The following is a 5821-nucleotide window of genomic DNA, read 5'->3' on the forward strand; positions in this document are numbered from 1 at the left end:
TATTAGCTTACTGATATCAAAGCCGCAGCCATGTGCTGCGGTTTTTTTGTTTTCAGCTAAGGCTTGGGTCTTATCTTATTTTTAATACTGCTGACTAAGTTATCATCGATGTTGCTTTTATCCGGTAGATTCATGCACTCTAGTATGCAAGTTTGCTGGTATTGCTCTATCCTAAAATGCAGCTAGAGCCACGATTCTAAATTGGGTTTGATAGCATTAATATAATTAAAATGAGGAAGGACTCATGAAAAAGTTAGCAGTGATTATTTCAAGTACGCTCGCAGTTGTTTCCATGAATGCGAACGCTGAGTTTTATTTAGGAGGTAAAGTCGGTAAATCATGGTTGGACGATGCGTGTCTTTCGACCACTCAAGGCTGCGATGATGACTCTACAGCAGCTGGTGTTATGGCCGGTTACCAGTTTATGGATTACGTCTCTTTGGAAGCTGGCTATGATTATTTAGGTGAGTTTACCGCCGCGGGGCTTAGCGATGACAAGGTTCATGCATTCACCTTAGCGCCGAAGTTAGATTTTTCTATCACGGAGATGGTTTCCTTATACGGTAAGCTCGGTGGAGCTTATGTGGATTATGGTGACAAGGATGACATGTCCTTTCTTGGCGCTGTCGGTATGGAAGTTGAGGCACACAAGAACCTGAGCTTCCGCCTAGAGTATCAACACCTCACTGATGTTAATAATGATTTGGTGCGTGCCGCCGTTGATACCGCAACGATTGGCTTTGTTTACAAGTTTGGTGCTAGTGAGCAAACTGCAGCAGAACCTTATGTCGCAGAAGAAAAAGTCGTTGAAGAAGTCGTTGTCGCTGAACCTGTTGTCGCCACGCCTGTGCTGAAAACGTTTGAGACCCAGGTTGTGGACTCTGGGGCATTTGCTCTCAACAGCAGTGAGTTAAAACCAGAAAGCAAGCCAATGCTTGATGAGCTAGTTGAGTTTATGAACAAATACCCGCAGTCTACGGTTGAGGTTACAGGTTATACAGACTCGTCAGGTGCGGCATCTTATAATCAATCTTTATCTGAAAAGCGCGCGCAAACAATCGCGGATGTTCTACTTAAAGAAGGTATCGATGGTTCACGTATCACCGCTAAAGGTGAAGGTGAGAACAATCCAATTGCCAGCAATGATACTCGAGAAGGTCGTGCGAAGAACCGTCGTGTAGAAGTGGTTGTACCTGCATTTGAGTACGAAGCGGAATAGCCTGAGGGCTGTTTCGTCGAGTATAAATTGTCATCAAGTTAGCATTGGCCTATTTTAGGTCAATGCTGTTTAAGCGTCCCATAAACTCAAGAATTTCTAAGTTATCTTTGTTTGCCGCCAATAGGGCTTTTTTGGTTTTAGAGTACGCGGCTAATCGGCCGTGCTTTTTAATTGAGCAGACAACACTTTTGTAGATTAACTTGCCCTCTTTATCGTAAGTACGCCAAGCAGCGATGTAGCACTCATCTTTAGCTGCAGGGTCGTCTTTGGTTGGTCTGGGTTTAAATATGATCTTAGGCTCAAGAGAGTGAGGCAGGCGCGTCATTAAATAGGGATCTTTTAATAGCTTGCGCCAATATTTCCCCCACATTTTTGAGCCGAGCTCGTTACGTAGCTTTATCGCCTTTTTTAGCCCTTTCTTCTCACCAATACGAATATAACCCACAGAGCGATGAAGCACCTTATCGTCCGGTGTGTGGATATGGATCTTAAATGCTGTCTTGGCTTTTGAAATAAAGCGGTGACCAGTGTTAGTAGTCAAGTTACTCTTTTTCATTTCTAGGCTATCAATAGTTTTGTTAATAACTATTTTAGTTGAATGTCATAGATTGTTGAAGGTTTGTTTGGTTGACAAATATTTCGTCGCAATGATTGGGCGCGATATTGGGCTGTGAAAAGTATAGATTACATTGAGAGCTAAGGGCCAAATGAACAATATTTAGCCCTTAGTAAAAATGGCGCTCCCGACAGGATTCGAACCTGTGACCTGCCCCTTAGGAGGGGGCCGCGCTATCCAGCTGTGCCACGGGAGCTGTATCTTTATGATACGGATTTAAAGCCGTAAGTTAAGCATTAAGCAGTGAAATTACAACAGCTTGTGCATTACATCGCCAATTTGAATACTTCCTGCCAATTCGCCCTGATCAACGGTCAGTTCGGCTTCGTTTTCATATACACGTGAAACAGTCAGAGTAATCTCTGTTTCGGTAACCTTGTTGCGTGGCAGCCCGCGTTGGTCGATGAATGAACCTGTGTGCCATAGCTGCAATTTGTCGCCTTCTTGCACGCCGTGAATACGGCCTAGGTCCATAGTAATGGTATTGTCCCATTTCGCCACGACTTCAGGCAGGGTAATTTTACAAGACACTTCAGACTCAAGATCCAACATAATATTACGGCTAACACGTAACATCATGTCGCCGTACGTCGATGCCCAAAAACGTGCGCTACGAGTATCCACCTGGCTGGTTTTTGCAAATGGCCAGCGTGCCACTTCACGGTAGTTGCGGTTGTAGACTTCGTTACCTGTCTTACCATCAAACACCTTCATTTCTAAGGCAAATTGACGGTTGATGACATCGTCACTAAGCAGGCCACCTTGTTCGATAGTGGCAGTTAAGTCAGTGATCACGCCACCGATAATGTACTGAGCACCAGTGTCTTGGGCGATCATTTTCAATCGTTCTGGGTAACGTTTACTGATTTCAAAGTCAGTGGTACCGACAGAGACAAAGTTTGCCGACTGTTGGTCTAGCTGGCGATTGATCATATTGGCAAAGTCATCACCGACACTGTAGATCTGACCCATTACGGCTTGTTGTGGCGAGGCAATGTCGATGTTACCGACAAGAAATGTTTTTTTGTATTGGCTAACGTGGCAACCCGTTGCCGATGGGTAAATATCGATACGGGCTTTTACGAACATCACACCGCTGCGAGTCTTTTGCTCGTCAACCAAGATATAGCGCACTTCGCTGTGAGTGAACTGATACTCTTTTTTCTCACTTTCTAGCAAAGGTCGTAGGTTGGCAATGCTACCAATATCTGCGCCGGAAAAACTCACCGCTTTGTATAGGGCATCTTCAAGGGCATGAATACGTGCGACCTCCTCTGAAGAGACAACAGTAGCCGTCCCTGTCACCTCAAACCACGCGGCTGACGCTGTATGAGCGAACGCGCTGAGGTAGAGCGTGGAAAAGAAGAGAAGAAGTGATTTTTTCATATATGTTTACCAAGTTGGTTCATTTCTTGCTTGTTAAAACTTAGCTGATTTAGGCATTGCCTTTCTAAACAGTAGCAAAGTTAGAAAAGCAAGGAATGTTCCACTTTTAGAAGAGAGCTAAAAGAAACAGCATTTTACGCCTAATATGTATCGGAGATTTGAGAATGAAAAAATGGTTATCGCTAGTCCCTGTGGTGTTTCTGACCGCATGTGCCTATGCCCCAATATACAACGGTAAAGAACCGTACCCTGGCTCGCAGTTTATGCTGATGGAGAGCCCGCGTCATACTCTTGACTTCTTTGTTGAGAGCATGACAGAAGATTTAATGATTTCGAATACCAGTGTTTCGGCAAGAACGCCGATTGCCGTGACATCATTTGTCGACTTACAGAACATGGATGCAACCAACTGGCTGGGTAATTCGGTATCAGAAGGTTTCATTCACCAGTTCCAACGACGCGGTTTTAAAGTCGTTGATTTTAAAACGACTGGGTCGATTCAGGTGACTCACCAAGGTGATTTCGCCTTTAGTCGTGACTGGAAAGACTTGGCTCAAGAGCAAGATATTCAGTACGTGTTGACAGGAACAATGTTGCGTCAAGAAGGTGGTGTGCTCGTTAACGCCCGAGTAGTGGGCATGCAGTCACGTGTTGTTGTTGCTACAGCGCAAGGGTTCTTACCTGCGGATCGTATTGGTCGAGATCTTGATACCCTTAATAGTATTCGTACTCAAGATGGTGTATTAATTCGTTCTGACCCAACTATGACCCAACCTTACACTGTAATCTTGCGCCCATAGGAAATATGATGAAAAAGTTACTACTCCTTATTGTCGTTGTCGCTATGGTTGGCTGTCAGCCGTTGAACCAAATGCGCCCTGATGATTGGCTAACGGCTGTCGGTTACGCCAGTATTAGCGAACAGAAAGGTCGTAATATAGAAGAGAAGCAGGTGCGAGCAATGCGTGCTTCTAAAATCGATGCTTACCGTGAATTGGCTGAACAGGTTTACGGTATGCGAGTGAGCGGTCGAGCGGATTTACAAGACCAACGTTTAGGTACCGAACTGACATCTGGCGCTGTAGATGGTGTGATACGCGGCGCTGAAGTGGTACGTAGCTACAAGGTTGGTGATAGTTACGTTACTGAGCTTAGGTTAGACATCCAGAAGATGAATAAGCTAAGAGACTACGGTGAAGTTCAGACTGTTCCAGAAAAACGTCAGCAAACACTATTCTAAACTCTCAATCTCCGAACAAACAAAAAGCGGCAATCATTGATTGCCGCTTTTTGTTTTTATTCAATTTAAGAAATATCAGGCTTTGATATTAGTGCCAAGGGTCGTAACGTTTTTCGTTTGACCTTCAGGCGTGTAGGTCATACCCAACTTGCCCTGTGATTGCTGCATTAAATTGTTGAGTTTGTTGAAGCTCAATTGGGCGCGCTGCAGGGCTTGGCCATTTACTTCGTTTGCTTGTTGGCACTCACTAACTAAAGTTCGAATCTGATCAACCAGAGGGCTCAACTCTGGATCATTCGATAGCGTCTCAACATCTGGATGTTGACGAACTCTTTCGTCAGTAGTTTGTAACTGCTCAATCAGGGTGATTTTTTGCTTGGCAATAGTTTCAATGTCTTTAGATACGCGAGTAGCAATCGCAACTTTCTCTTGCTCAAGAACCTTGGTTAGATCTTGGGCATTTTTCAATTGGAACTCAATCAGACTTTGAATTGCTGCCATGAATATACTTCTCGCGGATTAAAGTCCGCCGAACTCTTTCTCGAATTTCATCATGTTGCTTGCAAGTTTGTCGGGATCGACAGTGTAAGACCCATTAGCAATGGCCTCTTTAATTGCTGCAACTTTTGCTTTGTCGAAACTTGGTTGGCTTACCATTTGATTATGCATTTCACCCACCGCTTTGCCTTGAGCGCTTAGTGAAACCGCATCTTGTGCGACTTCGGACTTCTTTGCTGAGTCAGAACCACTAGTTGGACTGCTTTCGTTACGTACAGAACTGTGCGTCGTAGTCGATAGCGTCTGCCCTGAACGTATGTTGTCAATACCTGCCATATTGTTGAGCCTTTTGAGAAATAGTTACTTGTACTGTCAATATCGACTCACAGATTCAAAACTTTAGCTTTTTTTGTAAATAGCTAAAAAATGACTGTGACTTCAGAAATCCCAGTTACACGTCCTTCAATTATACGGTTTGATTTACTATTTTTCACTCTAATCTGTTCACCGTGTGAGCCATCCGTCAGCGCAATACCTTTTGTGGTTATCGTCATGCCCGATTTTACCGCTTTTATGGTCACAGTTTCGTTGCGGCAGACTACACAGATATCTCTTGCTTCGATAATGTCACCTGTACGGAGGTTTTTCTTTGCTTTTGCGCCAATTACAGCATCTATTGTGGAAAAGCCTTGCCGCCTAAAGCGTTGTAAGTCTACCATATTAATAGTGACATCATTAGCGGAGATGATTTGTCCGCGAGAGAGTGGAGTTGTCAAAGTAACTTGTGGTCCGGTACGAGTTAAACGCACAGGTACATAGACTCTCCAATCGTCTTCTTCACATTCGATCAGTACCGTTATGT

At 44.2% G+C, this 5821-nt stretch carries 8 protein-coding genes and 1 tRNA gene; 3 read left to right on the forward strand and 6 right to left on the reverse strand.

Translation table 11 applies throughout. The features are described 5' to 3' along the window. Positions 1-244: 244 nt before the first annotated feature. Positions 245-1219 carry an OmpA family protein gene (locus QTO00_RS13345; RefSeq protein ID WP_331425244.1) on the forward strand — a complete coding sequence of 325 codons (975 nt, stop codon included), beginning with the start codon at positions 245-247 and terminating at the stop codon, positions 1217-1219. A gap of 49 nt (positions 1220-1268) precedes the next feature. Here QTO00_RS13345 and QTO00_RS13350 read toward each other — a convergent pair whose 3' ends face one another. From QTO00_RS13350 to QTO00_RS13360, 3 genes are all read right to left on the reverse strand, one after another. Further along, entirely contained in the window at positions 1269-1775 is a 507-nt protein-coding gene (locus QTO00_RS13350; protein WP_331425245.1) for a Fe3+-citrate ABC transporter substrate-binding protein, read from the reverse strand. 179 nt (positions 1776-1954) lie between these two features. After that, positions 1955-2031 (reverse strand) — tRNA-Arg (locus QTO00_RS13355). A gap of 53 nt (positions 2032-2084) precedes the next feature. Then, complete coding sequence (locus tag QTO00_RS13360) at positions 2085-3221, reverse strand: flagellar assembly protein FlgT (protein WP_331425246.1); 1137 nt, start codon at positions 3219-3221, stop codon at positions 2085-2087. 164 nt (positions 3222-3385) lie between these two features. Between QTO00_RS13360 and QTO00_RS13365 the strand changes: the two genes are divergently transcribed. Both QTO00_RS13365 and flgP read left to right on the forward strand, forming a co-directional pair. Continuing rightward, positions 3386-4021, forward strand: a complete 636-nt coding sequence (locus QTO00_RS13365; RefSeq protein WP_331425247.1) for a FlgO family outer membrane protein — start codon at positions 3386-3388, stop codon at positions 4019-4021. An 8-nt stretch (positions 4022-4029) separates the two neighbouring features. After that, on the forward strand, positions 4030-4461 hold the full coding sequence (gene flgP, locus QTO00_RS13370; protein ID WP_443088930.1) for a flagellar assembly lipoprotein FlgP: 432 nt from the start codon (positions 4030-4032) through the stop codon (positions 4459-4461). A 75-nt stretch (positions 4462-4536) separates the two neighbouring features. Here the strand turns inward: flgP and QTO00_RS13375 are convergent, their stop codons facing one another. The 3 genes from QTO00_RS13375 to flgA all read right to left on the reverse strand — a co-directional run. Continuing rightward, on the reverse strand, positions 4537-4962 hold the full coding sequence (locus QTO00_RS13375) for a flagella synthesis protein FlgN (RefSeq protein ID WP_331425249.1): 426 nt from the start codon (positions 4960-4962) through the stop codon (positions 4537-4539). Between the two features lie 18 nt (positions 4963-4980). Then, positions 4981-5295, reverse strand: a complete 315-nt coding sequence (gene flgM, locus QTO00_RS13380) for a flagellar biosynthesis anti-sigma factor FlgM (protein ID WP_331425250.1) — start codon at positions 5293-5295, stop codon at positions 4981-4983. Between the two features lie 83 nt (positions 5296-5378). Next, positions 5379-5821, reverse strand: a 443-nt coding sequence (flgA, locus tag QTO00_RS13385; protein ID WP_331425251.1) for a flagellar basal body P-ring formation chaperone FlgA, incomplete at its 5' end; no start/stop codon positions are given.

Source organism: Vibrio sp. M260118 (genome assembly GCF_036533755.1).
Lineage (GTDB): Bacteria > Pseudomonadota > Gammaproteobacteria > Enterobacterales > Vibrionaceae > Vibrio.

Excerpts from the sequence above, each read along its gene's own strand:
- flgP (WP_443088930.1), top strand. The coding sequence starts at position 4,030 with ATGAAAAAGTTACTACTCCTTATTGTCGTTGTCGCTATGGTTGGCTGT.
- flgM (WP_331425250.1), bottom strand. The coding sequence starts at position 5,295 with ATGGCAGGTATTGACAACATACGTTCAGGGCAGACGCTATCGACTACG.
- QTO00_RS13350 (WP_331425245.1), bottom strand. The coding sequence starts at position 1,775 with ATGAAAAAGAGTAACTTGACTACTAACACTGGTCACCGCTTTATTTCA.
- QTO00_RS13345 (WP_331425244.1), top strand. The coding sequence starts at position 245 with ATGAAAAAGTTAGCAGTGATTATTTCAAGTACGCTCGCAGTTGTTTCC.
- QTO00_RS13360 (WP_331425246.1), bottom strand. The coding sequence starts at position 3,221 with ATGAAAAAATCACTTCTTCTCTTCTTTTCCACGCTCTACCTCAGCGCG.
- QTO00_RS13375 (WP_331425249.1), bottom strand. The coding sequence starts at position 4,962 with ATGGCAGCAATTCAAAGTCTGATTGAGTTCCAATTGAAAAATGCCCAA.
- QTO00_RS13365 (WP_331425247.1), top strand. The coding sequence starts at position 3,386 with ATGAAAAAATGGTTATCGCTAGTCCCTGTGGTGTTTCTGACCGCATGT.